Origin of the sequence: Mycobacterium sp. DL440, assembly GCF_011745145.1 — a bacterium.
Classification (GTDB): domain Bacteria; phylum Actinomycetota; class Actinomycetes; order Mycobacteriales; family Mycobacteriaceae; genus Mycobacterium.
In genome coordinates, this window is record NZ_CP050191.1 from 5,265,839 (window position 1) to 5,292,468 (window position 26,630).

General features: G+C 65.4%; 24 protein-coding genes and 2 tRNA genes. 14 read left to right on the forward strand and 12 right to left on the reverse strand.

Annotation, left to right across the window (positions count from 1 at the left end):
• Positions 1-19: 19 nt before the first annotated feature.
• The 4 genes from yidC to rpmH are packed head-to-tail and all read right to left on the reverse strand — an operon-like array spanning position 20 to position 1,960.
• Positions 20-1,042, reverse strand: a complete 1,023-nt coding sequence (gene yidC, locus HBE63_RS25690) for a membrane protein insertase YidC (protein WP_243858785.1) — start codon at positions 1,040-1,042, stop codon at positions 20-22.
• Between the two features lie 43 nt (positions 1,043-1,085).
• Positions 1,086-1,442, reverse strand: coding sequence for a membrane protein insertion efficiency factor YidD (yidD, locus tag HBE63_RS25695; RefSeq protein WP_166907398.1), 357 nt, complete (start codon positions 1,440-1,442; stop codon positions 1,086-1,088).
• Complete coding sequence (gene rnpA, locus HBE63_RS25700; RefSeq protein ID WP_166907399.1) at positions 1,439-1,795, reverse strand: ribonuclease P protein component; 357 nt, start codon at positions 1,793-1,795, stop codon at positions 1,439-1,441. The genes yidD and rnpA overlap by 4 nt, the downstream gene beginning before the upstream one ends.
• Before the next feature lie 21 nt (positions 1,796-1,816).
• Positions 1,817-1,960, reverse strand: a complete 144-nt coding sequence (gene rpmH, locus HBE63_RS25705) for a 50S ribosomal protein L34 (RefSeq protein ID WP_055119217.1) — start codon at positions 1,958-1,960, stop codon at positions 1,817-1,819.
• 510 nt (positions 1,961-2,470) lie between these two features.
• Here rpmH and dnaA point away from each other — a divergent pair.
• The 11 genes from dnaA (at position 2,471) to HBE63_RS25760 (ending at position 15,491) form a co-directional block, all read left to right on the forward strand.
• Positions 2,471-3,997, forward strand: coding sequence for a chromosomal replication initiator protein DnaA (gene dnaA / locus HBE63_RS25710; protein WP_166907401.1), 1,527 nt, complete (start codon positions 2,471-2,473; stop codon positions 3,995-3,997).
• 622 nt (positions 3,998-4,619) lie between these two features.
• A complete protein-coding gene (dnaN, locus tag HBE63_RS25715) occupies positions 4,620-5,813 on the forward strand; it encodes a DNA polymerase III subunit beta (RefSeq protein ID WP_166907402.1) in 1,194 nt (397 codons plus the stop codon).
• Positions 5,814-5,838: 25 nt separating this feature from the next.
• On the forward strand, positions 5,839-6,732 hold the full coding sequence (gene gnd / locus HBE63_RS25720; RefSeq protein ID WP_166907403.1) for a phosphogluconate dehydrogenase (NAD(+)-dependent, decarboxylating): 894 nt from the start codon (positions 5,839-5,841) through the stop codon (positions 6,730-6,732).
• An 11-nt stretch (positions 6,733-6,743) separates the two neighbouring features.
• Entirely contained in the window at positions 6,744-7,898 is a 1,155-nt protein-coding gene (gene recF / locus HBE63_RS25725; protein ID WP_166907405.1) for a DNA replication/repair protein RecF, read from the forward strand.
• A gap of 77 nt (positions 7,899-7,975) precedes the next feature.
• Positions 7,976-8,488 (forward strand): DUF721 family protein, encoded by a 513-nt coding sequence (locus HBE63_RS25730; protein ID WP_305848724.1) that lies wholly within the window; start codon positions 7,976-7,978, stop codon positions 8,486-8,488.
• 211 nt (positions 8,489-8,699) lie between these two features.
• Entirely contained in the window at positions 8,700-10,712 is a 2,013-nt protein-coding gene (gyrB, locus tag HBE63_RS25735) for a DNA topoisomerase (ATP-hydrolyzing) subunit B (RefSeq protein ID WP_166907409.1), read from the forward strand.
• A gap of 34 nt (positions 10,713-10,746) precedes the next feature.
• Positions 10,747-13,251 carry a DNA gyrase subunit A gene (gene gyrA, locus HBE63_RS25740; protein ID WP_166907411.1) on the forward strand — a complete coding sequence of 835 codons (2,505 nt, stop codon included), beginning with the start codon at positions 10,747-10,749 and terminating at the stop codon, positions 13,249-13,251.
• 52 nt (positions 13,252-13,303) lie between these two features.
• The gene (locus HBE63_RS25745) at positions 13,304-14,206 is read left to right on the forward strand and encodes a DUF3566 domain-containing protein (protein WP_166907413.1); all 903 of its coding nucleotides are present in this window, start codon (positions 13,304-13,306) and stop codon (positions 14,204-14,206) included.
• A 57-nt stretch (positions 14,207-14,263) separates the two neighbouring features.
• Positions 14,264-14,337 (forward strand) — tRNA-Ile (locus HBE63_RS25750).
• Between the two features lie 153 nt (positions 14,338-14,490).
• Positions 14,491-14,563: transfer RNA gene (locus HBE63_RS25755), tRNA-Ala, on the forward strand.
• Between the two features lie 313 nt (positions 14,564-14,876).
• On the forward strand, positions 14,877-15,491 hold the full coding sequence (locus HBE63_RS25760; RefSeq protein WP_166907415.1) for a hypothetical protein: 615 nt from the start codon (positions 14,877-14,879) through the stop codon (positions 15,489-15,491).
• A 10-nt stretch (positions 15,492-15,501) separates the two neighbouring features.
• Here the strand turns inward: HBE63_RS25760 and cwsA are convergent, their stop codons facing one another.
• Positions 15,502-15,900 (reverse strand): cell wall synthesis protein CwsA, encoded by a 399-nt coding sequence (cwsA, locus tag HBE63_RS25765; RefSeq protein WP_166907417.1) that lies wholly within the window; start codon positions 15,898-15,900, stop codon positions 15,502-15,504.
• Positions 15,901-16,035: 135 nt separating this feature from the next.
• Between cwsA and HBE63_RS25770 the strand changes: the two genes are divergently transcribed.
• Positions 16,036-16,581 carry a peptidylprolyl isomerase gene (locus tag HBE63_RS25770; protein WP_166907419.1) on the forward strand — a complete coding sequence of 182 codons (546 nt, stop codon included), beginning with the start codon at positions 16,036-16,038 and terminating at the stop codon, positions 16,579-16,581.
• Positions 16,582-16,667: 86 nt separating this feature from the next.
• Here the strand turns inward: HBE63_RS25770 and HBE63_RS25775 are convergent, their stop codons facing one another.
• Together HBE63_RS25775 and crgA are read right to left on the reverse strand one after the other, a co-directional pair.
• Positions 16,668-17,084, reverse strand: a complete 417-nt coding sequence (locus tag HBE63_RS25775) for a PH domain-containing protein (protein ID WP_166907421.1) — start codon at positions 17,082-17,084, stop codon at positions 16,668-16,670.
• A gap of 155 nt (positions 17,085-17,239) precedes the next feature.
• Positions 17,240-17,524: a cell division protein CrgA gene (crgA, locus tag HBE63_RS25780; RefSeq protein WP_036443688.1), complete on the reverse strand. Its 285-nt coding sequence runs from the start codon at positions 17,522-17,524 to the stop codon at positions 17,240-17,242.
• Positions 17,525-17,618: 94 nt separating this feature from the next.
• Here crgA and HBE63_RS25785 point away from each other — a divergent pair, with 94 nt between their 5' ends.
• Positions 17,619-18,368, forward strand: a complete 750-nt coding sequence (locus tag HBE63_RS25785; protein ID WP_166907423.1) for a DUF881 domain-containing protein — start codon at positions 17,619-17,621, stop codon at positions 18,366-18,368.
• A 32-nt stretch (positions 18,369-18,400) separates the two neighbouring features.
• Positions 18,401-19,075: an aminodeoxychorismate/anthranilate synthase component II gene (locus HBE63_RS25790; RefSeq protein ID WP_166907426.1), complete on the forward strand. Its 675-nt coding sequence runs from the start codon at positions 18,401-18,403 to the stop codon at positions 19,073-19,075.
• On the opposite strand, the gene pknB is transcribed toward HBE63_RS25790, so the two are convergent.
• The 5 genes from pknB to HBE63_RS25815 are packed head-to-tail and all read right to left on the reverse strand — an operon-like array spanning position 19,053 to position 26,625.
• Complete coding sequence (pknB, locus tag HBE63_RS25795) at positions 19,053-20,924, reverse strand: Stk1 family PASTA domain-containing Ser/Thr kinase (protein ID WP_166907428.1); 1,872 nt, start codon at positions 20,922-20,924, stop codon at positions 19,053-19,055. The genes HBE63_RS25790 and pknB overlap by 23 nt on opposite strands.
• Positions 20,921-22,192: a protein kinase gene (locus HBE63_RS25800; RefSeq protein WP_166907430.1), complete on the reverse strand. Its 1,272-nt coding sequence runs from the start codon at positions 22,190-22,192 to the stop codon at positions 20,921-20,923. Before HBE63_RS25800 ends, pknB begins: the two co-directional genes overlap by 4 nt.
• 22 nt (positions 22,193-22,214) lie before the next feature.
• Positions 22,215-23,693 carry a D,D-transpeptidase PbpA gene (gene pbpA, locus HBE63_RS25805; protein ID WP_166907432.1) on the reverse strand — a complete coding sequence of 493 codons (1,479 nt, stop codon included), beginning with the start codon at positions 23,691-23,693 and terminating at the stop codon, positions 22,215-22,217.
• Positions 23,690-25,105, reverse strand: a complete 1,416-nt coding sequence (locus tag HBE63_RS25810; protein ID WP_166907434.1) for an FtsW/RodA/SpoVE family cell cycle protein — start codon at positions 25,103-25,105, stop codon at positions 23,690-23,692. The genes pbpA and HBE63_RS25810 overlap by 4 nt, the downstream gene beginning before the upstream one ends.
• Positions 25,102-26,625, reverse strand: a complete 1,524-nt coding sequence (locus HBE63_RS25815; RefSeq protein WP_166907436.1) for a protein phosphatase 2C domain-containing protein — start codon at positions 26,623-26,625, stop codon at positions 25,102-25,104. The genes HBE63_RS25810 and HBE63_RS25815 overlap by 4 nt, the downstream gene beginning before the upstream one ends.
• Positions 26,626-26,630: the final 5 nt, after the last annotated feature.

A 26,630-nucleotide genomic window follows, 5' to 3' on the forward strand; every position in this document is an offset into this window, starting at 1 on the left:
TAGCCAGTGTGAGAACTGGTCACCGTTTCCGCTTCTTGGGGCGTGCACCGGGCTTGGGCGTGCGGTTCACGCTCGGGGCTGCCGATTCACCTGCCGCGTCCGTTTCGTCTTTGGTCTGCGCCGGATCCGGATCCGCCTCGACATCCTCCGTAGCGGCCGCCGCACTCGCGGGTTCGCCCTTACGTGCGCGGTTGGGTTTCGCTCCGGGCGCCGGTGCGTTCGCCGAACGACGCTCGATCGCCTCGGCCTTCTTGGCTTCTTCTTCCTTCTCGATCATCCCGAAGACGTAATGCTGCTGACCGTAAGTCCAGATGTTGTTGGACAGCCAGTAGATGATCACGGCCAGGGGCAGGAACGGTCCACCGACCACCACACCGAGCGGGAACACGTAGAGCGCGAGCTTGTTCATCATCGCGGTCTGCGGGTTGGCCGCGGCCTCGACGCTCTGGCGGGCCACCGACGCCCGGCTGTTGAAGTGCGTGGCGATGCCCGCCAGGATCATGATCGGTACGCCGACCAGAACCACGGCGAACCGGTTGAATTCCGTGAATGCCTCCAGGCCGTGCTGCTGGACCATCGTCGCGCCCAGTGGTGCACCGAAAAGGTTGGCGTCGAGGAAGTGGCTCACGTCGGTCGCGCTGAAGACATAGTTCGCGAGGCTGCGGTTCTCCTCCACGGACAACCCCAACCGGCCGATGCCGGTCTGAGTCCGGTTGAAGGACATCAACACGTGGTACAGGCCGAGGAACACCGGCACCTGAGCCAGCATCGGCAGGCAGCCGAGGATCGGGTTGAATCCGTGCTCGCGTTGCAGCTTCTGCATCTCCAGCGCCATGCGCTGGCGGTCCTTGCCGTACTTCTTCTGCAGCGCCTTGATCTGTGGCTGCAGTTCCTGCATCTGCCGCGTGGTGCGGATCTGCTTGACAAAGGGCTTGTAGAGGATCGCGCGCAGCGTGAACACCAGGAACATCACCGACAGCGCCCAGGCGAAGAAGTTCTCAGGGCCGAGCAGGAAGGCGAATGCCTTGTACCAAACCCACATGATCGCCGACACCGGGTAATAGATGACATCCAGGCTGAACCAATTAAACACGCGACTTGCTCTCCCCTCGCTTCGCTGGGGTATCCCAGACAAGGTTTTCGGCGGCGGCGATCCCGCCAGAGACGGACTCGTCAGAACTGACGGACTCGTGATCGTGAGGGCACCGGTCGGGGATGGGATCCCATCCCCCCGGGTGCCACGGGCCGCATTTCAGCAGTCGGATCAATGTCAGCCACGCACCGCGGAACAAGCCGTACTCGGTGAGGGCATCGACCGCGTACTGACTGCAGGTCGGCATGAACCGGCACGACGGCAGTCGAAGCGGAGAGACGGTGTGGCGGTAGAGCTGAATCAGGAAGATCGCACCGCGGGCTGCACCGGCACCCGCCCTGCGGATCATGGTGAAGTCCTGCGCCGCGCCTCGAGGCGCTCGAGAGCGCGCTGTAATTGCTGCTCCAACCGTGGCGACGGCGCTTCACTGCTGCCGGCGCGAGCCCGGATCACCACGAGGTCCGTGGCATCCAGACGCGGTATGACGGTACGGGCGGCATGACGCAGCCGCCGAGACACCCGATGACGCTCCACGGCATTCCCGACGGCTTTGGACACGATCAGACCGACCCGCGGGCCGGTTGCATCCGTTCCCTCGTGTAGCGCGTGTACGACAACGTCAGGTTGAACCGCACGCACGCCACGACTGACGGTGGCACTGAACTCCGCGGACCGCCTCATCCGGTATCGAGCCGGAAGCACCGCGCTAGATCCTGCGTCGAATCACGCAGTAAGTGCGCGACGGCCCTTGCCACGACGGTTGGCGACGATGGCGCGGCCGGCGCGAGTGCGCATCCGCAGCCGGAACCCATGCACGCGCGCACGGCGGCGGTTGTTGGGCTGGTAGGTCCGCTTGCCCTTGGCCACGGCAATCTCTCCTTGTTCCGTTTGGCACCCGCCCCCGCCGACACCGAGGTGTCGCCGAAAACGGTTACCGTGCAAGCTCTGTTTAAGCTCGTCCGTCGTGCTTTACTAACCGGCGCGTTCTCCGGAACCTCCCGGGCGCAGCCGTATCGCCACGTGCGGGCGACTGCTCGAGGGTACTGATGAGATTTCCCTCGGTCAAACCTGCCCCGACCCGCACACATGGCAAGTATCCGATGTTGCAGAACTGTTGGCACATCGAGAGAAAACTGTTAGCTTCTGGCAATGCCGTTCCGAGCCTGGACCGGCCCCGGAAAATGAAACGAGAGATCGCGGCGCGGCGCACCCTCGCAGCATGTGACGAAGCCGGCCACGACGCTCTCAGAACAGACAACAGAGCGACGACGACTGTCCTTTCTCCACAAGCTGTGGATAAATATGTGGACAGTTCGTCATCGTTCTTTTTGGTCGTCACCGGGTCGACCGCGAAGCACCTCAAAGGGGGAACAGTCGTTGCCAGCTGACCCCGATCCACCGTTCGTCGCGATCTGGAACAGCGTCGTCGCCGAACTCAACGGCGATCGTGATGCAGATGGTGATCCGGCTCTCCCGCCACTGACTCCTCAGCAAAGGGCCTGGCTCAAGCTGGTGAAACCCCTCGTCATCGCCGAGGGGTTTGCTCTGCTCTCCGTTCCCACCCCGTTCGTTCAGAACGAGATCGAACGGCACCTTCGTGAGCCGATCATCAATGCACTCAGCCGCAAGCTGGGTGAGCGGGTCGAGCTGGGCGTCCGCATCGCCACTCCGCCCGAGGAACCCGAGGACTCCCCCGCCGCTGCGGCTGACAATGGGTCCACCGCCGACGCGCGGCCGAACGCGACCGCGTCAGCACCGCCTGCCGACACCGATGAGATCGACGACGACCGCGCCGCCAAGGCCAGCGCCGAAGAGACCTGGCCGACCTACTTCAGCAGTCCGCAGCGTGATTCCACGGTCAGTGACGACAACGCCGTCAATCTCAACCGGCGCTACACGTTCGACACGTTCGTCATCGGTGCGTCCAACCGCTTCGCCCATGCCGCGACCCTCGCCATCGCCGAGGCACCAGCGCGGGCTTACAACCCGTTGTTCATCTGGGGTGAATCCGGCCTCGGCAAGACGCATCTGCTGCACGCCGCCGGGAACTATGCGCAACGACTCTTTCCGGGCATGCGGGTGAAGTACGTCTCCACCGAAGAATTCACCAACGACTTCATCAACTCGCTGCGCGACGACCGCAAGGCCTCCTTCAAGCGCAGTTACCGCGACATCGACATCCTGTTGGTCGATGACATCCAGTTCATCGAGGGCAAGGAAGGTATCCAGGAAGAGTTCTTCCATACCTTCAACACCCTGCACAACGCCAACAAGCAGATCGTCATCTCCTCGGATCGCCCGCCCAAGCAGCTGGCCACGCTCGAGGACCGGCTGCGTACCCGCTTCGAATGGGGGCTGATCACCGATGTGCAGCCGCCCGAGCTCGAGACGCGCATCGCGATCCTTCGCAAGAAGGCGCAGATGGATCGCCTCGACGTCCCCGATGACGTGCTCGAGCTCATCGCGAGCAGTATCGAACGCAATATCCGCGAGCTCGAGGGTGCGCTGATCCGCGTCACCGCGTTCGCGTCGCTCAACAAGACCCGGATCGACAAGTCTCTGGCCGAAGTGGTGTTGCGCGATCTGATCGCCGACGCCACGACCATGCAGATCAGCACTGCCGCGATCATGGCGGCCACCGCCGAGTACTTCGAGACCACGGTCGAGGAGCTGCGCGGGCCAGGCAAGACCCGGGCGTTGGCGCAGTCCCGCCAGATCGCCATGTATCTGTGCCGCGAGCTCACCGACCTGTCCCTGCCCAAGATCGGCCAGGCATTCGGGCGTGATCACACCACGGTCATGTACGCGGAGAAGAAGATCCGCGGCGAGATGGCCGAGCGACGTGAGGTTTTCGACCACGTCAAGGAACTCACCACCCGGATTCGTCAGCGCGCCAAGCGCTGAATCACCCCCGCAGTCCCGTCCGGATCGGTGCTCGAGCACCGGGCGCCGGCGGTCGATCCTGCGCGCCTGGGCGCCTCCGCGTCTCACATCGTGGTCTCTTCAGGCCTGTCCGGCGAAAAATCTTGTAACAACTTTCGCCCCAGAACGCATCACTTGTCACAGCCGACCGCTGTGGATACTGCTGTGCACAACCTGCGGGCAAACCACGGGATGAATGACAAAATCATCCACACGATGTCATCTGTCCACACTCCGCGCCGGGTCCATGCACCGGTCTCCACAGCCGACTCACATTCCGACACACCTGGGGTACTGGGCAAACACCCGTTCATCCCCAGTTTTCACAGGACCTAATACTGTTACTCATATATCTTCTAAGAGTTCTTTCTAGAAGAAGGGGCTTGGGGACACCGAACGAAACTCCCGTCCGTCCGGGCTCGAGAAGCACATGCAAGTCCCCATGTCACCCCGGTCGATTAGCTTTCAAGTTGATGCGGAAAGCTCTACGGTGGTTCATCGACAGCGGTTTCAGCTTTGTCATTCAGTGCGATGCTGTGTGGCGGTGTTCTGGGAAGACGCTGGTAGAGCTCGTTATGGGGATCATCGAAGGGGCGCATAGCACGTGGCGACGACGACGGCTGGGCTGACCGACTTGAAGTTCCGCGTGGTGCGTGAGGACTTCGCGGACGCGGTGGCCTGGGTGGCCCGCAATCTGCCGACCCGACCCACCATCCCGGTCCTGGCCGGGGTGCTGTTGACCGGCACCGATGATGGTCTGACCATCTCCGGCTTCGACTACGAAGTTTCCGCCGAGGTGCGTGTCAGTGCCGAAATCGCTTCTCCTGGAAGCGTTTTGGTGTCCGGACGGCTGCTTTCCGACATCACCAAGGCATTGCCGGCCAAGCCGGTGGAGCTCAGCGTCGAAGGCACCCGGGTGGCCCTCACCTGTGGCAGCGCCCGGTTCTCGCTCCCGACCCTGGCGGTGGAGGACTACCCGGCATTGCCGACCCTGCCCGAGGAGACCGGGGTGGTGTCGTCCGATCTGTTCGCCGAGGCCATCGGCCAGGTGGCGGTCGCGGCCGGCCGTGATGACACCCTGCCGATGCTGACCGGCATCCGTGTCGAGATCTCCGGTGAATCAGTGGTTTTGGCGGCCACCGACCGGTTCCGGCTGGCGGTGCGTGAGCTGACCTGGGAAACCAATGCCACCGACGTCGAGGCGGCCGTCCTGGTCCCGGCGAAGACGCTGGCCGAGGCGGCCAAGGCCGGCACCGACGGCAACCAGGTGCACCTGTCGCTGGGCTCCGGCGAGTCGGTCGGGAAGGACGGTCTGCTCGGTATCCGCAGTAACGGCAAGCGCAGCACCACCCGGCTGCTGGATGCCGAGTTCCCGAAATTCCGTCAGTTGTTGCCGAGCGAGCACACCGCCGTCGCGACGATCGGAGTGGCCGAGCTCACCGAGGCGATCAAGCGTGTGGCGCTGGTGGCCGATCGGGGAGCCCAGATCCGAATGGAATTCGGCGAAGACGTGCTGCGTCTTTCGGCCGGCGCCGACGATGTGGGTCGCGCCGAAGAGGATCTGCCGGTCGAGTTCGCCGGTGACCCATTGACCATCGCGTTCAACCCGACCTACCTCACCGACGGGCTGAGCTCTCTGCATTCGGACCGGGTGACTTTCGGTTTCACCACGCCGAGTCGCCCTGCCGTGTTGCGTCCTACGGACGAGGATGGTGGTACCGGCGGTGGTTCGGGTCCGTTCCCGGCCGCCAAAACCGATTACGTCTATCTGTTGATGCCGGTTCGCCTTCCTGGCTGACCGGCGCGGTCGAGAAAGGGCGCACATGCAACTGGGGTTGGTCGGCCTGGGCAAGATGGGCTTCAACATGCGCGAGCGCCTGCGCGGGGGTGGCCACGAGGTCGTGGGCTACGACCCTCGTCCGGAAGTCAGCGACGTGGCCGGCCTGGCGGACCTGGCCGGCGCCCTCGAGACGCCGCGGGTGGTCTGGGTGATGGTGCCCTCGGGCACGGTGACGCACGAGACCATCGTCGCGCTCGCCGATGTGCTGGGTCCCGGTGATCTGGTGATCGACGGCGGGAACTCGAGATACACCGAAGATGAGCCGCACGCAAAGTTGTTGGGCGAGAAAGGGATCAACTTCATCGACGCCGGGGTGTCGGGTGGTGTCTGGGGTCTGAAGGAAGGATATGGGCTGATGGTCGGTGGCAGTGACACCGACGTGGCTCGAGCCATGCCGATCTTCGACACGTTGCGTCCCGAGGGCGAGGTGGCCGATGGTTTCGTCCACGCCGGTCCCGTAGGCGCCGGTCATTACGCCAAGATGGTGCACAACGGTATCGAATACGGTCTGATGCACGCCTACGCCGAGGGCTACGAGCTGTTGTCGGCCGAGGAGCTGATCACCGATCCCCAGGCAGTGATCCAGGCCTGGACCAACGGCACGGTGGTGCGGTCGTGGCTGCAGCAGCTGCTGGCCCAGGCGCTCAAGGAAGACCCCGGCTTCGCTGCGATCAGCGGGTACACCGAAGATTCCGGCGAAGGCCGCTGGACCGTGGAAGAGGCCATCAGCCACCGGGTTCCGATGCCGGTGATCGCCGCGTCGTTGTTTGCCCGGTTCGCCTCGAGGCAAGAGGACTCCCCCACCATGAAAGCAGTGTCGGCGCTGCGCAACCAGTTCGGTGGCCATGCTGTGCACCGGATCAGTGAGTCCGGTTAGGTGCGATTCCGATGTATGTCCGCCACCTGGGGCTGACCGACTACCGGTCCTGGGCACACGTCGAGCTCGAGCTGGAGCCCGGGCGGACCGTATTTGTCGGCCCAAACGGTTTCGGTAAGACGAATCTTGTTGAGGCACTGTGGTATTGCGCCACGCTGGGGTCACATCGGGTGGCTTCCGATGCGCCGCTGATCCGGGCCGGCGAGCAGCGTGCGATCGTCTCGAGCATCGTGGTCAACGAGGGCCGCGAACTGGCGGTCGATCTCGAGATCACGAATGGCCGGGCCAACAAGGCCCGGCTGAACCGGTCACAGGTGCGGTCCCCGCGCGAAATTCTGGGCGTCTTGCGCGCGGTGCTGTTCAGCCCGGAGGACCTCGCACTGGTGCGTGGTGATCCAGGTGAACGACGCCGCTATCTCGACGAGTTGGCCACCACCCGCCGCCCGACCATCGCCGGTATCCGGGCCGACTATGACAAGGTGGTCCGTCAACGCACCGCATTGCTGAAAACCGCTGCGGGAGCACGCTATCGGGGTGATTCCAGCGTGCTGGACACCCTCGATGTGTGGGATGGGCACCTGGCTGCCCACGGTGCGGCGCTGACCGCCGCGCGCATCGCGTTGGTCGAGCAGCTGCACCCGGAGGTGCAGAAGGCCTATCAATTGTTGGCTCCCTCGAGCCGGCCCGCGGCAATCCGGTACCGCTCCGGCGTGGAGGCCATCGCGAATGCTCCCGGTCCCGAGCCCGTCGAGTTCTATGAGGCAGCACTGCTGGACGCACTGAGTCGTCGTCGCGACGCGGAACTTGACCGCGGGGTCTGTCTGGTGGGCCCGCACCGCGACGATCTCGAGCTGTGGCTGGGTGACCAACCCGCGAAAGGCTTTGCCAGCCATGGTGAATCGTGGTCGATGGCGTTGGCACTGCGGTTGGGCGCCTACGGGTTGCTACGGTCGGACGGGGTCGATCCGGTGCTGCTGCTCGACGACGTCTTCGCGGAGTTGGACACCGCTCGTCGCCAGGCCTTGGCCGCGGTGGCCGGCGAGGCCGAACAGGTTCTGGTCACGGCGGCGGTCGGTGAGGACATCCCGCAGGACTGGGAGGTCAACCGCGTCGAGATCAGGATGACCGAAGGGGACCAGGGCCGGATATCGGTGGTGCAGGCATGACGGACAATCCCGCGGAATCCCCAGACCAGGTATCTCGGGACCTCACTCCCGCGGTGTCGCCCGATGATCTCGCCCGCATGCGGGGGATGGATCTGGTGCGGCGGACGCTCGAGGAGGCCCGGGGCGCAGCCCGGAGCCAGGGTAAGGACGTCGGCCGGGGGCGTAGTGCCCCGGTACGTCGGGTGGCCGGCAATCGCGGCCGACGACGCGCCTGGTCAGGGCCGGGTCCGGACGGCCGCGATCCACAATTGCTGGGCTCTGCGACCCAGGATCTGGCCAAGGTGCGGGGCTGGGGCTCGAGGGTCGCCGAGGGTTCGGTCTTCGGCCGGTGGCGGACCGTTGTGGGAGACCAGATCGCCGACCATGCCGATCCCACGGGCCTGAACGAGGGGGTGCTGACCGTCTCGGCGGAGTCGACCGCGTGGGCCACCCAGCTTCGAATGGTGCAGTCCCAGTTGCTGGCCAAGATCGCGGCCGCCGTCGGCGACGGGGTGGTGACCTCGTTGAAGATCGTGGGTCCAGTCGGCCCGTCGTGGCGGAAGGGTCGTTATCACGTGGCAGGCCGCGGTCCCCGCGACACCTACGGGTAGGACTGCGCTCAGGAACGCCGAGACGCGCGAAATGGATCGCCTCAAGCGTCCGGAGACACCGATGCCCGAGAAATTCCGCGCACGGCGCAGTTAGGTAGGTGAAAACGCCGCTACAGCGTCGGCCCTGTCCGTCTCGACCGGTAGACTATGGCGAGATCTGCAGGGCGGTGATGCAACCGCCTCCCGCGAACCCCAAGGAGACGCGTCCGACGTGGCTGCCCAGAATCAGTACGGTGCCGATTCGATCAAAGTGCTGGAAGGCCTCGAAGCCGTTCGTAAACGCCCTGGCATGTATATCGGTTCCACCGGTGAACGCGGCCTGCACCACCTGGTGTGGGAGGTCGTCGACAACGCGGTAGACGAGGCGATGGCCGGGTTCGCCAGCAAGGTTGACGTGCGAATCCTCGAGGACGGCGGCGTTCAGGTCACCGACGACGGTCGCGGCATCCCGGTGGCCATGCATGCCACCGGCATCCCGACCATCGACGTCGTGATGACGGTTCTGCACGCCGGCGGCAAGTTCGAAGAGGGCGCCTATCAGGTGTCGGGCGGCCTGCACGGTGTGGGTGTCTCGGTGGTGAACGCCCTGTCGTCGCGTTTGGAAGCGGACGTCCGCACCGACGGATACGAGTGGTTTCAGACCTACGACAACTCAGTCCCGGGGACCCTGAAAAAGGGTGAGAAGACCAAAGAGACCGGTACCACCATCCGGTTCTGGGCGGATCCGGATGTCTTCGAGACCACGGTTTATGACTTCGAGACCATCGCCCGGCGCCTGCAGGAGATGGCGTTCCTGAACAAGGGCCTGACCATCGAGCTCACTGACGAACGGGTCACGCAGGCCGAGGTCGTCGACGAGGTGGTCGCCGACACCGCCGCGGCCCCCAAGACTGCGGAGGAGGAGGCGGCCGAGGCCAAGGCGCCCCACAAGGTAAAGCACCGGACCTTCCATTACCCGGGCGGTCTGGTCGACTTCGTCAAGCACATCAACCGGACCAAGACCGCGATCCAGCCCAGCGTGATCGATTTCGACGGCAAGGGCACCGGCCACGAGGTCGAGATCGCGATGCAGTGGAATGCCGGTTACTCCGAGTCGGTCCACACGTTCGCCAACACCATCAACACCCACGAAGGCGGCACCCACGAGGAAGGTTTCCGCGCAGCGCTGACCACCGTGGTGAACAAGTACGCCAAGGACAAGAAGCTGCTGAAGGACAAGGATCCGAACCTCACCGGCGACGACATTCGTGAGGGGCTGGCGGCCGTCATCTCGGTGAAGGTGTCCCAACCGCAGTTCGAGGGCCAGACCAAGACCAAGCTCGGCAACACCGAGGTGAAGTCCTTCGTGCAGAAGATCTGTAATGAGCAACTGACCCACTGGTTCGAGGCGAACCCGGCCGAAGCGAAAACTGTGGTGAACAAAGCAGTTTCGTCGGCACAGGCACGTATCGCCGCGCGCAAGGCGCGAGAGCTGGTGCGGCGAAAGAGCGCCACTGATATCGGCGGGTTGCCCGGCAAGCTCGCCGACTGCCGCTCTACTGATCCGACGAAGTCCGAACTGTATGTGGTGGAGGGCGATTCGGCCGGCGGCTCGGCCAAGAGTGGCCGCGACTCGATGTTCCAGGCGATCCTGCCGTTGCGCGGCAAGATCATCAATGTTGAAAAGGCCCGTATCGACCGGGTTTTGAAGAACACCGAAGTCCAGGCCATCATCACCGCCCTGGGCACCGGTATTCACGACGAGTTCGATCTCAGCAAGCTGCGGTATCACAAGATCGTGTTGATGGCCGATGCCGACGTCGACGGTCAGCACATCTCCACCCTGCTGCTGACCCTGCTGTTCCGTTTCATGAAACCGCTGGTCGAGCACGGCCACATCTTCCTGGCGCAGCCGCCGCTGTACAAACTCAAGTGGCAGCGTCAGGAACCGGAATTCGCCTACTCCGACCGTGAGCGCGACGGGCTGCTCGAGGCCGGCAAGGCAGCCGGCAAGCGGATCAACATCGACGACGGTATTCAGCGTTACAAGGGTCTGGGCGAGATGGACGCCAAGGAACTGTGGGAAACCACCATGGATCCGTCAGTGCGGGTATTGCGTCAAGTGACGCTCGATGATGCTGCTGCGGCCGACGAGCTGTTCTCCATCCTGATGGGTGAAGACGTCGAAGCACGACGCAGCTTCATCACGCGCAATGCCAAAGACGTTCGCTTCCTGGACGTTTAAGACATTCACCGGCTAGATCAAAACCGAGGATCACATGACTGACACCACGTTGCCACCCGGCGACGGAACCTCTGACCGCATCGAACCGGTCGACATTCAACACGAGATGCAGCGCAGCTACATCGATTACGCCATGAGCGTCATCGTCGGGCGCGCCCTTCCCGAGGTGCGCGACGGGCTCAAGCCCGTGCACCGCCGCGTGCTCTACGCGATGTACGACTCAGGCTTCCGCCCGGACCGCAGCCATGCGAAATCGGCGCGCTCAGTGGCCGAGACGATGGGTAACTATCACCCGCACGGTGACTCCTCGATCTACGACACCCTGGTCCGGATGGCCCAGCCCTGGTCGTTGCGTTACCCGTTGGTCGACGGTCAAGGTAACTTCGGCTCGCCGGGTAACGACCCCGCGGCGGCAATGCGGTACACGGAAGCCCGACTGACTCCGCTGGCCATGGAGATGTTGCGGGAAATCGACGAGGAAACAGTCGAGTTCATCCCCAACTACGACGGCCGGGTGCAGGAACCCACGGTGCTGCCGAGCCGGTTCCCCAACCTGCTGGCCAATGGCTCGGGCGGTATCGCCGTCGGCATGGCCACCAACATCCCGCCGCACAACCTGCGGGAGTTGGCCGAGGCGGTGTACTGGTGCCTGGAGAACCATGAAGCCGACGAAGAGGCCACGCTGGCCGCGATGTGCGAGCGGGTCAAGGGTCCCGACTTCCCCACCCACGGCCTGATCGTCGGATCGCAGGGCATCCACGACGCCTACACCACCGGCCGCGGCTCCATCCGGATGCGCGGTGTGGTGGAGATCGAAGAGGACAGCCGAGGCCGCACCGGCATCGTCATCACCGAACTGCCGTACCAGGTCAACCACGACAACTTCATTACCTCGATCGCCGAGCAGGTGCGGGACGGCAAGCTGGCCGGCATCTCCAACATCGAGGACCAGTCCAGTGACCGCGTCGGTCTGCGAATTGTGGTGGAGCTCAAGCGCGATGCCGTCGCCAAGGTGGTGCTGAACAACCTCTACAAGCACACCCAGCTACAGACCAGCTTCGGCGCCAACATGCTGTCGATCGTCGACGGGGTGCCTCGCACACTGCGGCTGGACCAGATGATCCGGTACTACGTCGCACACCAACTCGATGTCATCGTGCGGCGTACCCGCTATCGGTTGCGCAAGGCCAACGAGCGGGCCCACATCCTGCGCGGACTGGTCAAGGCGCTCGACGCGCTCGACGAGGTGATCGCTCTGATCCGGGCGTCGCAGACCGTGGAGATCGCCCGGGCCGGCCTGATCGAGCTGCTCGACATAGACGAGATCCAGGCCCAGGCGATCCTCGACATGCAGCTGCGCCGGTTGGCTGCCCTGGAGCGGCAGAAGATCGTCGACGACCTGGCGAAGATCGAGGCCGAGATCGCCGACCTCGAGGACATTCTGGCCAAACCGGAACGGCAGCGGGCGATCGTGCACGATGAGCTCGCAGAGATAGTCGAGAAGCACGGCGATGATCGCCGGACCCGCATCATGCCGGCCGACGGTGAGGTCAGCGACGAGGATCTGATCGCGCGGGAGGACGTGGTCGTCACGATCACCGAGACCGGATATGCCAAGCGCACCAAGACCGACCTCTACCGCAGCCAGAAGCGCGGCGGCAAGGGTGTGCAGGGCGCGGGCCTCAAGGCCGACGACATCGTCAACCATTTCTTCGTCTGCTCCACCCACGACTGGATCCTGTTTTTCACCACGCAGGGCCGGGTGTACCGGGCCAAGGCCTACGAGCTGCCGGAAACCTCACGCACCGCGCGCGGTCAGCACGTGGCGAACCTGCTGGCCTTCCAGCCCGAGGAGCGCATCGCCCAGGTCATCCAGATCAAGAGCTACGAGGATGCGCCGTATCTGGTGCTGGCAACTCGCAAGGGTCTGGTGAAGAAATCCAAGCTGGTCGACTTCGACTCCAACCGGTCCGGAGGCATCGTGGCGGTCAATCTCCGCGACGGTGACGAGTTGGTCGGGGCCGTGCTGTGCTCGGCCGAAGACGACCTGCTGCTGGTGAGTGCCAAGGGCCAGTCGATCCGCTTCTCGGCCACCGATGAGGCGTTGCGGCCGATGGGTCGCGCTACCTCGGGTGTGCAGGGCATGCGCTTCAACGAAGAAGACCAGCTGTTGTCGTTGAATGTGGTTCAGCCGGATACATACCTGCTGGTCGCGACCGCGGGCGGTTACGCCAAGCGGACCGCGATCGAGGAGTACTCGCCGCAGGGCCGCGGCGGCAAGGGCATCCTGACGATTCAGTACGACCGCAAACGTGGCACTCTGGTCGGAGCGCTGATCGTCGACGACGAGACGGAGCTGTACGCCATCACCTCAGGGGGCGGCGTCATCCGGACCGCCGCACGTCAGGTTCGCAAGGCTGGGCGTCAGACCAAGGGTGTCCGCTTGATGAACCTGGGCGAGGGCGACACACTGATTGCGATTGCGCGCAACGCCGAGGAGGACTCGGAAGCGGATGAGGCCGAGTCCGACGAGGAGTGACGCTGTCGCCGAGGCCCGACCCGGACCTCGGCCTGAGCTAAGGAGCTGTTAGGTGAGTTCACCGAACGAGCCGGGGTACCCGCGAGCGGGCGACCGGCCCGGCAGCAGCTCCAACGGCTCAGGTACCGGGGCCGAGGCGAGCCCGACCCCGAGCAAAGCCGCCGGGACGCAGCCCCGCGCCGCCGCCGGCGGCGGCGGCCAGATCACCGAGACCGGTGAGGCGCCGCCGTGGCAGCGCGGTACCGCCCGCACCACGCCCCAACCGGCAGCCGAGACGCGTGAGGAGAACGCCCGCACTCCGGGGTCCCACTCCCCCGGTGTGGAAGCCCGGCTGCAGCGCTTCGTAGCAGGCACGGAGACCAACGACACCGAGCAGCAGGCCCGTCCGGCCCGTCCGGCAACTCCTGCTCCATCGGCCACGCGCAAGGAACCGGTGCGGCCGGAGGCCTATGCGAGCGAGATCCCGGACCTGTCCGGGCCCGCACCGCGTACCCCGCAACGCAAGACAGCCACCGAAGCGCCGGCGGCCAGAAGCTCGAGCAACAGCCCGACCACCCGGATCCAGGTCGCCAACCGCGGCTCGCATCAGGGTCCGGTCCGCGCCAGCATGCAGATCCGCCGCGTCGACCCGTGGACTGTGCTCAAGGTCTCGCTGGTGCTGTCGGTGGTGCTGTTCTTCGTGTGGATGATCGCGGTGGCATTCCTATACCTGGTGCTCGGCGCCATGGGTGTGTGGAGCAAGCTCAACAGCAATGTCGGCGACCTCCTGACCAGCGCGAGCGGCGCCTCGGGAGGCGAATTGGTCTCCAGCGGAACGATCTTCGGCGGGGCGGCGCTGGTCGGCCTGGTGAATATCGTCGTGCTGTGTGCGATGGCGACCATCGGGGCCTTCATCTACAACCTGACCACCGATCTGGTCGGCGGGGTCGAGGTCACGCTGGCCGACAGGGATTGATTTGGGACTCTGCGCCCCGGTGCGGTAATCTCTGCGCTCGGTCGATCCCAAATTTTCGGGCCTATAGCTCAGGCGGTTAGAGCGCTTCGCTGATAACGAAGAGGTCGGAGGTTCGAGTCCTCCTAGGCCCACGACACCCGGTGTAGCCGGTGATCACCGAGAGGTTGTGCCATGCGGTTGATGCTTCTGGCAGGCATCACGGCCGTGGCGGTGATCATATGGCGATCACGACACGGTGAAGAAGTTTGGCATGACTTGGCAGATGCGCCACCTCGGCCAAATGAGGGGCCTTAGCTCAGTTGGTAGAGCGCTGCCTTTGCAAGGCAGATGTCAGGAGTTCGAATCTCCTAGGCTCCACAAGTCAAGACAATCACGAGCGGTTCCGGTGTTGGCCATCGGAGCCGCATTCTCATTCTTCATCCGGCGCCCTACCGCACGGCCAATCCGCCACAACAATGCCGACGTGGTGAAGAAGGGTCAGGGCGATCGAAATCACCCAAACAAGAGGATGTTTCGTTCCCGCAGGGGCGAAGCCGAACCCCGGCCCGTCGTCGTATTCCCGCGGGTGCGGCGCTTCCGCAGTACGCTCATGCGGTCCGGGGGGCGGTACTTCCCGGCCCGGAATGTCCACATCCAAGTCTCGCGCCAATGCGCAAGAGGGAGAACGCTTGTGAAGCGACCAGTCCTTGTCGGCCTGTCTGTTCTGGTAGTAGGTCTGGCCGGTTGTAGTTCGGAGAACGCACCCGAGGCGACGTCCACTCCGGCCACCAGCTCGGTGGCGGCCGCAAGCGACGAACAACAGATCCGCGAGCTGGTCGCCAAGCAAGAAGCCGCGATTGCCGGCTACAACTTCGCCAAGATGGCGGAACTGACCTGTGCGCAGTACCGCGATGCCGTTTTGAGTCAGCCGGACACGATGTTCCCGCCGCTCAGCCAAGCCGGGACGCCGGAAGAATTGGCCGCCAAACCCGCCGATGTCCTGACCGAAGCGCTCAAACGGAAGTATCCGGCCGCATCGGACGCCGTCATCGGTCAACTGGTGGACGCGTTGATCCGGTACGACGAGCCGGCCTACAAGGCCGCCAACCTTGAGCTTCTTCGGCAGTCCAGCAAGCTGACGATCGACAAGGTGGAGAACATCACGGTCACCGGGGACAGCGCCACGGCCGACATCACCACCACGTGGGCGTTGACCGGCCAACCACCAGCGACCGACACCAAGCCCAACGCGTTCCGCAAAGAAGGCGGTCGATGGCTGGACTGTCAGGACCCGTCGTCGGAATAGCCCAGCGGCGTCAGGGCTTCGGGTTGACTTCGACGCTGGGCGGCAGCGGTGAGGGCTCGGGCCGGGTGGACCGCCGCACGATCGAGAATGCCACGGCCCCACCGGCCAGGACGGCTGCGGCGACGCCGGCGATCACCAGCCGCCGGTGACGCCGTTTGGGCTCCGGGGCTGCGGCCGCCTCTTGCAGTACCTCGGGCAGAGCGGCCACGGCCTGTGCGGCCGCGGCGAGTTGGCGGCGCAGCTTGCCCGATTCGTAGCCCTTGCGCAGACCGGCGGCAACGGCGGCCGCGGTGTTGGCGCTGAGGCCCACCACGCCGCGGGTCACGTCGACCGGACCGACCGTGCTGTATTTCAAGCCGCGGGCTAGGCGCTGACGGGGGGCCAACCGGGTATCGACGTTCGCGGTCATCTGGCACCTTTCTGGGCACTGGCGGGACGTGGGCGACGGACCTGAGTGGGCCGTTTGTCGGCTCAGATCCAGACTGCCATCTCTGCGCGAGTCTGGGGCGCTTGGTGGGGTATCTGACTGTTGCCGCGGGCCGGGATGGCAGACTGGGTAGCCGTGACGAGCCCCATTCAGACCGCGACGGCGACACTGCACACCAACCGCGGCGACATCAAGATCGCACTGTTCGGAAACCACGCTCCCAAGACCGTGGCCAACTTCGTCGGCTTGGCGCAGGGGACGAAGGACTACACCACCGAGAACGCCTCGGGCGGTACGTCCGGTCCGTTCTACGACGGCGTCGTCTTCCACCGGGTGATCGACGGCTTCATGATCCAGGGCGGCGATCCGACCGGCACCGGCCGTGGCGACGCCGGCTACAAGTTCGCCGACGAGTTCCACCCCGAGCTCCAGTTCGACAAGCCCTACCTGCTGGCCATGGCCAACGCCGGGCCGGGCACCAACGGCTCACAGTTCTTCATCACGGTCGGCAAGACGCCGCACCTCACTCGCAAGCACACCATCTTCGGTGAGGTTGTCGATCCCGAGTCGCAGAAGGTGGTCGACGCCATCGCGTCCACGCCCACCGATCGCTCTGACCGCCCGACCGATCCGGTCGTCGTCGAATCGATCACCGTGTCGTAACGGGTATCCCCCCGCACATACCAATGCGCGACGCCCCCGGGAGCCGGGGGCGTCGCGTGTTGTGTGGGGTGTTTCCTTTACCGGGCTTACCGGGCCGCGAAACCGGCCTGGGTGAGCGCGTCGAGGACATCGAGAGGGTCTGTTCCTAGATCCCACCGCGTGAGGACGACCAGACGGTCATCGACCGTGTCGATCTCCAGTAGCCGGACCTTGCGGGCGATGCGGCGGAACTCGGTGATGCGGATCTGTCGGATCTCATCACGGCTATATGTCCGGGCGTGCCACCAACCGGCGACCGTGAGACTGTCTTGGTTGATTGCCAGTTTCGGCCGGGCTCGCCACGACAATGTTGCGAACGTGAGCAATCCCACCCCAGCTATGCCGGCAAGAACACGTCCGGGCGGGTCTGTGATCACGGTCACAGCTGCGATAGCCATCGCTAGTCCGGCTATGGCGCAACCTGCGACTCCAGCGGCGGGTGCGCTCCAATGAGTTTGCTGCACGGGTTCTTTACACCCTCTTACCGCGACTAATGGAGTTATCCACAGGTGCTATCCCCAATGGGGATGAATCACAACGATGTGATTGAGCATCGTCGACGTTGCTGAGCTGGTAACGCTGAAAACGTAAGATGAATTCATTATCGCTGGGTTTCCGATCAGCGCCAGCGCATCGTGAGCAACAGCCCACTGATCATGAAGGCAAATGCGACCGCGTAATTCCACGGACCCATATCGGCCATCCACTGAAGGAAGGACGGGGTGTCCACGGGATTCGTCGCGGCCAGCTGGAAAACCAGCAGCCACAACAGGCCGAACAGCATGAGACCGATGAACAGCGCGACGAACCACACACTCGACGGTCCGGCTTTCACCTTGACCGGAGTCCGGCTCACCTGCTTGATGGTGAAATCGTTCTTCTTACGGACTTTGGACTTGGGCATGGGTACCTTCGCGGACAGTCGGCGTCACACGGTGCGACGATGAGGCAGGATGCCTCACGAGCCTAACGTAGCTGCACGTCCAGGAGAGACTGCGATGGACCAACCGGATCGATCCCCCTGGCGCTTCGGCGTCCCGGTGGTCTGCCTCGCCGCCGGCCTGCTGCTGGCTGCCACGCACGGGGTCTCCGGTGGTGACGAGATTCGCCGCAGCGACGCGCCCCGACTCGTCGACCTGGTGCGTGAGGCCCAGCAGTCCGTCGACCGGCTGATGGTCCAGCGCGATGCCCTGGCCACCGAGATCGACAGCCATCACGGCGGATCGCCCAGCTCACACGCGGCGCTCGAGGCCATCACCCGCCGTTCGGCACAGTTGGCCGCCGACGCAGGCACGGTGCCCATGCGCGGGCCGGGCCTGGTGGTCACACTGAACGACGCGCAGCGCGACGCCCAGGGCCGCTTCCCGCGCGATGCCGCCCCCGACGACCTCGTGGTGCACCAACAGGACATCCAGGCCGTCCTGAACGCACTCTGGAGTGCCGGTGCCGAAGGCATCCAGATGCAGGACCAACGCATCATCGCGACCTCGGCGCCCCGCTGCGTCGGCAACACCCTGCTGCTCAACGGCCGCACCTACAGCCCGCCCTACGTCATCACCGCGATCGGCGATGCCCCGGCCATGCAGGCGGCGCTGGCCGGCGCGCCGTACGTCACGCTCTACAAGCAGTACGTGGTCCGCTTCGGATTGGGCTATGTCGAGGAACCGCGCGCCGAGGTCGAGCTGACCGGGCACACGGAGCCGGTGCGGATGCGCTACGCGAAACCCGCGGGCCGAGTCGGCTATTAAGTCCCTTTTGTTCGGGCCGGTAGCCTAAGTCAATGCGGGTTCTGGTCGTCGACAACTATGACAGCTTCGTGTTCAACCTGGTCCAATACCTGGGCCAGCTCGGGGTGGACGCGCAGGTGTGGCGCAACGACGATCAGCGCCTGGCCACCGACGCCGACCTCGCCACGGTGGCAGCCGATTTCGACGGCGTACTGCTGAGCCCCGGTCCCGGCACCCCCGAACGAGCCGGTGCGACGATCCCTCTGGTCCACGCGTGCGCTGCGGCAGGCACTCCCCTACTGGGCGTCTGCCTCGGCCACCAGGCCATCGGGGTGGCGTTCGGCGGCACCGTCGACCGCGCACCCGAACTGCTGCACGGCAAGACCAGCGTCGTCCACCACTCCGGCGCCGGGGTGCTCAAAGGTCTCCCCGACCCGTTCACTGCCACCCGCTACCACTCGCTGACGATCCTGCCCGAGACGGTGCCGGATGAGCTCGAGGTGACCGGGCAGACTGACAGCGGGGTCATCATGGCCGTGCGCCACCGCGAGCTGCCGATTCACGGTGTGCAGTTCCACCCCGAGTCGATCCTGACCCAGGGCGGGCACCGCATGCTGGCCAACTGGCTGGGCGTGTGTGGTGCCGCTCCCGAAGAGCGCCTGGTAGCCGCCCTCGAAGACGAGGTGGCTCGCGCCGTGGCGGCCGCTACGACGCGAAGCTCAGCGTGACCTTCGCCCCGAAGTTCACCGCGCTGCCCGCAGGCGGACTCTGGGTGACGACGGCGTTGGTGCGCTGACCGCTGTCGCGGATGTCAGGCCCCTTGTCCAGTACCCCGGTCCAGCCGAGAGAGGTCAGTCGCGGATAGACGTCGTCCCAGACCTGGCCGACCAGGTTGGGCATGACGAACTGGTTGCCCTTGGACACGTGGATCTGGATCGGCGTGTCCTTGGGCACCGACGTGCCGGCGGCTGGTTCGGTACCCACCACCTGCCCTGGGGACGCGGTGTTGTCGACCTCGATGACAACCGTGTTGGCGAAGCCCGAGGCGGTCAGAATCTGCTTGCACACGTCGGCGCTCTGACCCTTGCAGTCGGGAACCGAGGTGTCCTCCGGGCCCGAACCCACCACGAGGGTGACCTCGTAGATGATCCCCGCCGTCTGGTTGGCCGGCGGGTTGGTGGCGAGCACGCGGCCCTTCTGGTCCGGTGTCGACGGGCTCGCCGACTCCTTGACCTTCTCGAACCCGGCGTCCTTCAGCTTCTGCCGAGCTTGCGACGGGGTCAGACCGGCGACGTCGGGGATCTGGGCCTGCTCGGGTCCGCGGGAGACGTTCACGGTGATCTCGTCACCGGCGGCCGCCATGCTGTTGGCCCCCGGATCGGTGCTGATGACATACCCCGGCCGAACCTGGTTGTCCGGCTTGTCCTCTGTGCGGGTCTTGAAGCCGCGGTTCTGCAGCGTGGCGACGGCGTCGGCCGAACGCTGACTGCTCACGTCGGGCACCTGCACATCGCGTGGCTTGCCGTCGAACATGTTGATCGCAACCGTCACGACCACGGTCAGCACTGCCAGTACCGCGACCGCGATCAGCCAGCGGGCCACCGAGGCATTGCGATCGGACGGGCGGGGCACCACCATGTTCTGGGTGGGCGCACCGCCGCCCTGGGTCAACATCGGCCCGGAGTTCATCATCGACGTCCGCTCGGACTCGGTGAACACCTTGGGGGCCTCGGGTGCCTCACCGCTGTGCACCCGGATCAGATCCGTACGCATATCGGCTGCGGTCTGATAGCGGTTGTCCGGATTCTTGGCCAGGGCTTTGAGCACCACGGCGTCGAGATCCGGTGAGATGCCGGTGTGCCGGGTCGACGGCGCCACCGGGTCCTCACGGACATGCTGATAAGCCACCGCGACCGGCGAGTCACCAATGAAAGGTGGTTCACCCGTGAGGATTTCGTAGAGCACACAGCCCAGCGAGTAGACGTCGGAGCGGGCGTCGACGGTTTCACCGCGGGCCTGTTCGGGCGAGAGGTACTGGGCGGTGCCGATCACCGCAGCGGTCTGCGTGACGCTGTTACCGGTATCGGCCAGGGCGCGCGCGATGCCGAAGTCCATCACCTTCACAGCGTTCGCCTTGCTGATCATGATGTTGGCCGGCTTGACGTCGCGGTGCACGATGCCGTGCTGGTGGCTGAAGTTCAGCGCCTGGCAGGCATCGGCGATGATCTCGATCGCACGCTTCGGCGGGATCGGACCCTCGGTGTGCACGATGTCGCGCAGCGTCACACCGTCGACGTACTCCATGACTATGTAGGGCAGCGGCCCGTTGGGCGTCTCGGCCTCGCCGGTGTCGTACACCGCCACGATGGCGGGATGGTTCAGCGCGGCCGCGTTCTGCGCCTCACGGCGGAAACGCAGGTAGAAGCTGGGGTCGCGGGCCAGATCGGCGCGCAGGACCTTGACCGCGACATCGCGGTGCAACCGGGTATCGCGTGCAATGTGAACTTCGGACATGCCGCCGAAGCCGAGGATTTCGCCGAGTTCATATCGGTCGGAGAGGTGCTGAGGCGTCGTCATCGCAGTATCTGTTCCGGTGCTTTCGGGACTGCCTGAGCGTCGGCTCCCGTAGGCACGATCACGTGGAATGCCAGATCCGGCAACGCTGCCGGCGTCTGGTAGGGCGTCGTCTGGGTCACCGTGTCGGTGACCGTGGGCGGTGGTGACTGCTGCTGATCCTTGCGGTCCTGAGCATTGAGGACGATCAGGATGGCGATCACGATAGCCAGCGCACCGAGTACCCCGGCGGCCCACAGCAGTGCCCGTTGACCCGACGAGAACGTGCGCCGCGGAGCCGGTGCAGGCCGATGGGCGGCCGTGGTCGGCCTGGCCCGGGTGGCGGTCACCGGGGTGCGGCCGGTGAGGTCGGCTGCGGCGCGGGCCTGCGCCGCTGACGGAACCGCGGCCGGAGCGGCCCGACCGAGCGTCGGGGCCTGGTTCGGACGCGGGGGACGACGGCCGGAACGCACCGCGGCAACGGCGTCGGCGAACGGACCACCCGACTTGTAGCGCATCCCCGGGTTCTTCACCAGGGTGATCTCGATCAGCTCGCGCACGTTGGGTGGCAGATCGGCCGGTAGTGGCGGTGGGGTCTCTTTGATGTGTTTCATCGCGACCGTCAGGGCACCGTCACCGGTAAACGGGCGCTTGCCCGAAACTGATTCGTAGCCAACGACTCCCAGCGCATAGACGTCGCTGGCGGCGGTGGCATCGTGGCCCAGGGCCTGCTCCGGGGCGATGTACTGGGCGGTGCCCATCACCATGCCGGTCTGGGTGACCGGGGCGGCGTCGACGGCCTTGGCGATGCCGAAGTCGGTCAGCTTCACCTGGCCGGTCGGGGTGATCAGGATGTTGCCGGGCTTGACGTCGCGGTGGACGAGCCCGGCGGTGTGGGCCACCTGTAGCGCGCGGCCGGTCTGCTCGAGCATGTCCAGGGCATGCCGCAGTGACAGCCGCCCGGTGCGCTTGATCACCGAGTTCAGCGGCTCACCGTTGACGAGCTCCATCACCAGGTAGGCGGTGCGGCCCTCGCCGTCGATATCGGTCTCGCCGTAGTCGTACACGCTGGCGATGCCCGGGTGGTTGAGCATGGCCACCGTGCGGGCCTCGGCCCGGAACCGCTCGACGAACTCGGCATCGGTGGAGAACTCAGCCTTGAGTACCTTGACCGCGACACGTCGGCCGAGCCGGGAGTCGACAGCCTCCCAGACCTGACCCATGCCGCCCGTGGCGATCAGCCGCTGCAGCCGGTACCGACCGGACAGCGTGACTCCCACGCGCGGGCTCATTTCTCGCCTCCGGCGAGGTGACTCATGACGCCTCCCGCAGCGCCGCCGCAATGGTGGCGCGTCCGATCGGGGCGGCGAGTGCGCCGCCGGTGGCCGACAACCGGTCCCCGCCGTCCTCGATCAACACCGAGACCGCGACCTTGGGGTCGCTGGCCGGTGCGAATGCGATGTACCAGGCATGCGGCGGAGTGTTACGGGGATCCGTCCCGTGCTCTGCCGTACCGGTCTTAGAAGCGATCTGCACGCCGGCGATGGCTCCCTTCTGCTGAGTCACCTGCTCGGCGGCGACCATCAAGTCCGTAAGTGTAGCTGCGACCTGGGGTGACACCGCCCGGCGCTCTTGAGCGGGCGCAGTGGTGGCGATCGTGGCCAGGTCGGGTCCTTTCAGGCTATCCACAAGATACGGGCGCATGGCGATGCCGTCATTCGCAATGGTGGCGGCCACCTGCGCGTTCTGCAGGGGCGTCAACGCGACATCACGCTGCCCGATGCTGGACATACCCAGTGCCGCCGCATCCGCAATGGGTCCGGTGGTCGATTCGGCCACCTGCAGCGGAATGGCCGGCGGTGTTTCGTCGAGTCCGAACGCCTGGGCGGTGGATTTGAGTTTGTCGGCGCCGGTGTTGAGGCCGAGTTGAACGAAGGCGGTGTTGCACGATTTGGCGAACGCCTCCCGCAGCGATGCGGTGGGACCGGGACCGCAGGAAGACCCGCCGAAATTCTCCAGCGTCGCGGTGCTGTCGGGCAGCGGGATCCGCGGCGCCGCGGTGAGCTGGGTATCCGGGGTGGCGCCGGACTGAAGGGCCGCCGCCGTGGTGATCACCTTGAACGTCGAGCCCGGCGGGTAGGTCTCCGAGATGGCGCGGTTCAGCAGCGGGGACTGCTCGTTGTCGCGCAACTGCTGCCAGGCCTGGCTCTGGGCGCCCAGATCGTGTGTGGCCAACTGGTTGGGGTCGTACGAGGGAGACGACGCCATGGCAAGGATCTTGCCTGTCGACGGCTCCAGGGCCACCACAGAGCCCTTGCAGGGGCCGTCGCTGCAGCCGTGCTGCAACGCATCCCAGGCCGCCTGCTGTACCTGTGGGTTGATCGTGGTGTCGACATTGCCGCCGCGCGGGTCGCGACCGGTGAAGAAATCTGCCAGCCGACGGCCGAACAGCCGCTCATCGGAGCCGTTGAGGATGGTGTCCTCGGCCCGCTCCAGCCCGGTGCTGGAATAACCCAGCGAGTAGAACCCGGTGATCGGGGCGTAGACCTCGGGGTTGGGGTAGGTGCGCAGGAAGCGGAACCGGCCGTCGGTGGCCTCCGAGTAGGCCAGCAGCTGGCCACCGGCGGTGATCTGGCCCCGCTGCCGCGAATACTCGTCGAGCAGCACCCGCTGATTGCGCGGGTCGGCGCGTAGGCCGTCGGCCGTGAAGACCTGGGTGATCGTGGCATTGGCCAACAGCAGCACGATCAGCACCATGATCGTGACTGCCACCCGGCGCAGGGAGGTGTTCATACCTTCTCGATCACCTCGGTGCCGGCCGCGGCGATGGGGGTGGGGTTCGGCGCCGGTGTCGTCGTGATCGGCCGGCGTGCGGCGTGAGAGATGCGCACCAGGATGGCCAGCAGGATGTAGTTGGCCAGCAGTGAGGACCCGCCGTAGGACATCCACGGCGTGGTCAGACCGGTCAAGGGGATCAGCTTGGTGACACCGCCCACCACGATGAACAATTGGATCGCCAGGGTCGCGGCCAGCCCGGCGGCCAGCAGCTTGCCGAAGCTGTCGCGAACGGCGATCGCGGTCCGCATACCGCGGATGATGAAGATCGTGTAGAGCATGAGAACGCCTGCGAGCCCGACTAATCCGAGCTCCTCGCCGACCGCGGCGATGATGAAGTCAGTGGCTGCGGCGGGCACCGTTCCGGGTTGTCCGTTGCCCAGACCGGTGCCGAAGATGCCGCCGGTGGCGAAGCTGAACAGGGACTGCACGATCTGGTAACCGGCGCCGTCAGGATCGGCGAACGGGTCGAGCCACGTCTCCACCCGCACCCGGACATGACCGAAAACCTGGTACGCCACAACGCTTCCCACGGCGAACAGGGCCAGACCGATCACCACCCAGCTCAGCCGCTCGGTAGCCACGTAGACCAGCACCAGAAACGATGCGTACAGCAGAAGTGAGGTGCCCAAATCCTTTTCGAAAACCATCACGCCCACCGAGGCGGCCCAGGCCAGCAACAGGGGAGCCAGGTCGCGGGGCCGCGGCAGATCGAGTCCGAAGAAATGTTGTCCCGCACTGGTGAAGAGATCGCGCTTGGCCACCAGCACCGCGGCGAAGAAGATCAGCAGCAGAATCTTGGAGAACTCGGCAGGCTGAATCGAGAAGCCGGGGAACTGGATCCAGATCTTGGCGCCGTACTGTTCGGAGTACCTCGCCGGCAGCAACGCCGGAATGACAAGCAGCACAAGGCCGGTCAGCGCACAGATGTATCCGTACCGGGCCAGCATGCGGTGATCGGTCAGCAACGCGACCACGACGGAGAAGCCGATCACGCCGACCAGCAGCCACATCATCTGCTGGTTGGCGGTGCCGCCGAGCCCATCGGTTGCGGTTTCACCCTTGGCCAGATCGAGCCGGTGGATCATCACCAGGCCCAGCCCGTTGAGCAGCGCCACGACCGGCAACAGCAGCGGATCGGCGTAGGGCGCGAACCGTCGGATTGCCAGGTGGGCGATGCCCATCAGGGCAATGAAGGTGACCACGTAGCCGACCAGGTCCCAGCTCAGACCCTGCTCCTGGTTGGCCTCGACGATCAGCAGCGCGATGGTGGTGATGAAGGCTGCAAACCCCAGAAGCAGAAGTTCCGCGTTGCGCCGATTGGGTAGCGGCGGCATGACGGTGACCGGCGACTGGGGTTGAGTCGTCATGACACGGCTCGGCAGTTTTTCCCCGGTTCTTGTGGTGGGGGCGGCAATGCAGTGACGGTCGGCGACGGTGTCGGTAGAACCGGGGCCGGGACAACGGCGGTCCCGGGCGCCCCAGGCACCGGGGATTCAGGCGCGGGTGTCTCGGGTGCCGGCGTCTCCGCGCCGGGTGCCGGAGTCGGTGCGGGTGCAGCGCCGGGTGACGGTGACGGGCTCGGCGGCGGCGAGGTCTTGGATGTCGTCGGCGCGGTACGCGGTGCGCACACCGGGAGGACGGAGCCGTGGGCCATGTCGTTGATCTGCTTGATGGCCTCGTCCTGCGTGCCGCCGGGCAGGCCCGCGGTCACCGAGGTGCGCTCGGACGGACGCAGGTCGTCGACCGCCATCAACCGGCAGTCGAGACGGCTCTGGTCCTGATCGACGCTGATCAGCGACAGTTCATTGCGGGCGTTGAGACAGCCCAGGCGGTACGGCTCCTGCAAGGAGATGCCCAGAAACGAGCCCTGTACCCCGCGCATGATCGACACCGTGCCGTCATGTTCGGCGACGTAGTAGTTGTTGCGGATGATCTCCCGGCCGATCGCCAGCCCGCCGATGAGCACCAGCACGAGCAGCACCGCGGCGAGGACGAACCGGCGTCGTGACCGTGGCTTGCGGTCGGGCTCGGCCGGCTGGGGAACCACCCGCTTGGGCTCGTTGCGGCGCGGGTTGAACGCCGAAGCCCGGCCGGCAGCCGTGTCCGGTGGCACGCTCTGGTCGTCGTCCCCGGACACCGCGCCCGCCAGGATGGGTTGGGTCTGTCCGTAGTCGTAGTCGACGACGTCGGCGACCACCACGGTCACGTTGTCCGGTCCGCCGCCGCGCAGCGCCAACTCGATCAACCGGTCGGCGCTCTCGGCGACGTCCTCGATCTGGAGCGCCTCGTGGATCGTCTCGTGGCTGACCGGATCGGACAGACCGTCCGAGCAGAGCATGTAGCGATCGCCGGCCTTGGCCTCGCGCACGATCAGGGTCGGCTCAACCTCGTGGCCGGTCAGCGCCCGCATGATCAGCGAGCGCTGTGGATGGCTGTGAGCCTCCTCGGCAGTGATCCGACCCTCGTCGACCAGAGTCTGGACAAAGGTGTCGTCCTTGGTGATCTGGGTGAGCTCACCATCGCGGAGCAGGTAGCCCCGGGAATCGCCGATGTGGAGCAGGCCGAGCCGGTTGCCTGCGAACAGGATCGCGGTAAGCGTGGTGCCCATGCCCTCGAGTTCCGGATCAGCCTCTACGTGGGCCGCGATCGCGGAGTTACCCTGGGCGACTGCCGTGTTGAGCTTGCCCAGCAGGTCGCCGCCGGGCTCGTCGTCGTCGAGGTGCGCCAGCGCCGCGATGACCAACTGTGAGGCCACCTCACCTGCGGCGTGGCCGCCCATGCCGTCGGCCAGCGCCAGCAACCGCGCCCCGGCGTACACCGAGTCCTCATTGTTGGCACGAACCAGCCCGCGATCACTGCGCGCGGCATATCGGAGTACGAGGGTCATGTTGT

Coding starts and splice junctions, on each gene's coding strand:
- yidC (WP_243858785.1), bottom strand. CDS start 1,042: ATGTGGGTTTGGTACAAGGCATTCGCCTTCCTGCTCGGCCCTGAGAAC.
- yidD (WP_166907398.1), bottom strand. CDS start 1,442: ATGATCCGCAGGGCGGGTGCCGGTGCAGCCCGCGGTGCGATCTTCCTG.
- gnd (WP_166907403.1), top strand. CDS start 5,839: ATGCAACTGGGGTTGGTCGGCCTGGGCAAGATGGGCTTCAACATGCGC.
- recF (WP_166907405.1), top strand. CDS start 6,744: ATGTATGTCCGCCACCTGGGGCTGACCGACTACCGGTCCTGGGCACAC.
- HBE63_RS25730 (WP_305848724.1), top strand. CDS start 7,976: ATGCGGGGGATGGATCTGGTGCGGCGGACGCTCGAGGAGGCCCGGGGC.
- gyrA (WP_166907411.1), top strand. CDS start 10,747: ATGACTGACACCACGTTGCCACCCGGCGACGGAACCTCTGACCGCATC.
- cwsA (WP_166907417.1), bottom strand. CDS start 15,900: ATGACCGCGAACGTCGATACCCGGTTGGCCCCCCGTCAGCGCCTAGCC.
- HBE63_RS25770 (WP_166907419.1), top strand. CDS start 16,036: ATGGCAGACTGGGTAGCCGTGACGAGCCCCATTCAGACCGCGACGGCG.
- crgA (WP_036443688.1), bottom strand. CDS start 17,524: ATGCCCAAGTCCAAAGTCCGTAAGAAGAACGATTTCACCATCAAGCAG.
- HBE63_RS25785 (WP_166907423.1), top strand. CDS start 17,619: ATGGACCAACCGGATCGATCCCCCTGGCGCTTCGGCGTCCCGGTGGTC.
- HBE63_RS25790 (WP_166907426.1), top strand. CDS start 18,401: ATGCGGGTTCTGGTCGTCGACAACTATGACAGCTTCGTGTTCAACCTG.
- pknB (WP_166907428.1), bottom strand. CDS start 20,924: ATGACGACGCCTCAGCACCTCTCCGACCGATATGAACTCGGCGAAATC.
- HBE63_RS25800 (WP_166907430.1), bottom strand. CDS start 22,192: ATGAGCCCGCGCGTGGGAGTCACGCTGTCCGGTCGGTACCGGCTGCAG.
- pbpA (WP_166907432.1), bottom strand. CDS start 23,693: ATGAACACCTCCCTGCGCCGGGTGGCAGTCACGATCATGGTGCTGATC.
- HBE63_RS25810 (WP_166907434.1), bottom strand. CDS start 25,105: ATGACGACTCAACCCCAGTCGCCGGTCACCGTCATGCCGCCGCTACCC.
- HBE63_RS25815 (WP_166907436.1), bottom strand. CDS start 26,625: ATGACCCTCGTACTCCGATATGCCGCGCGCAGTGATCGCGGGCTGGTT.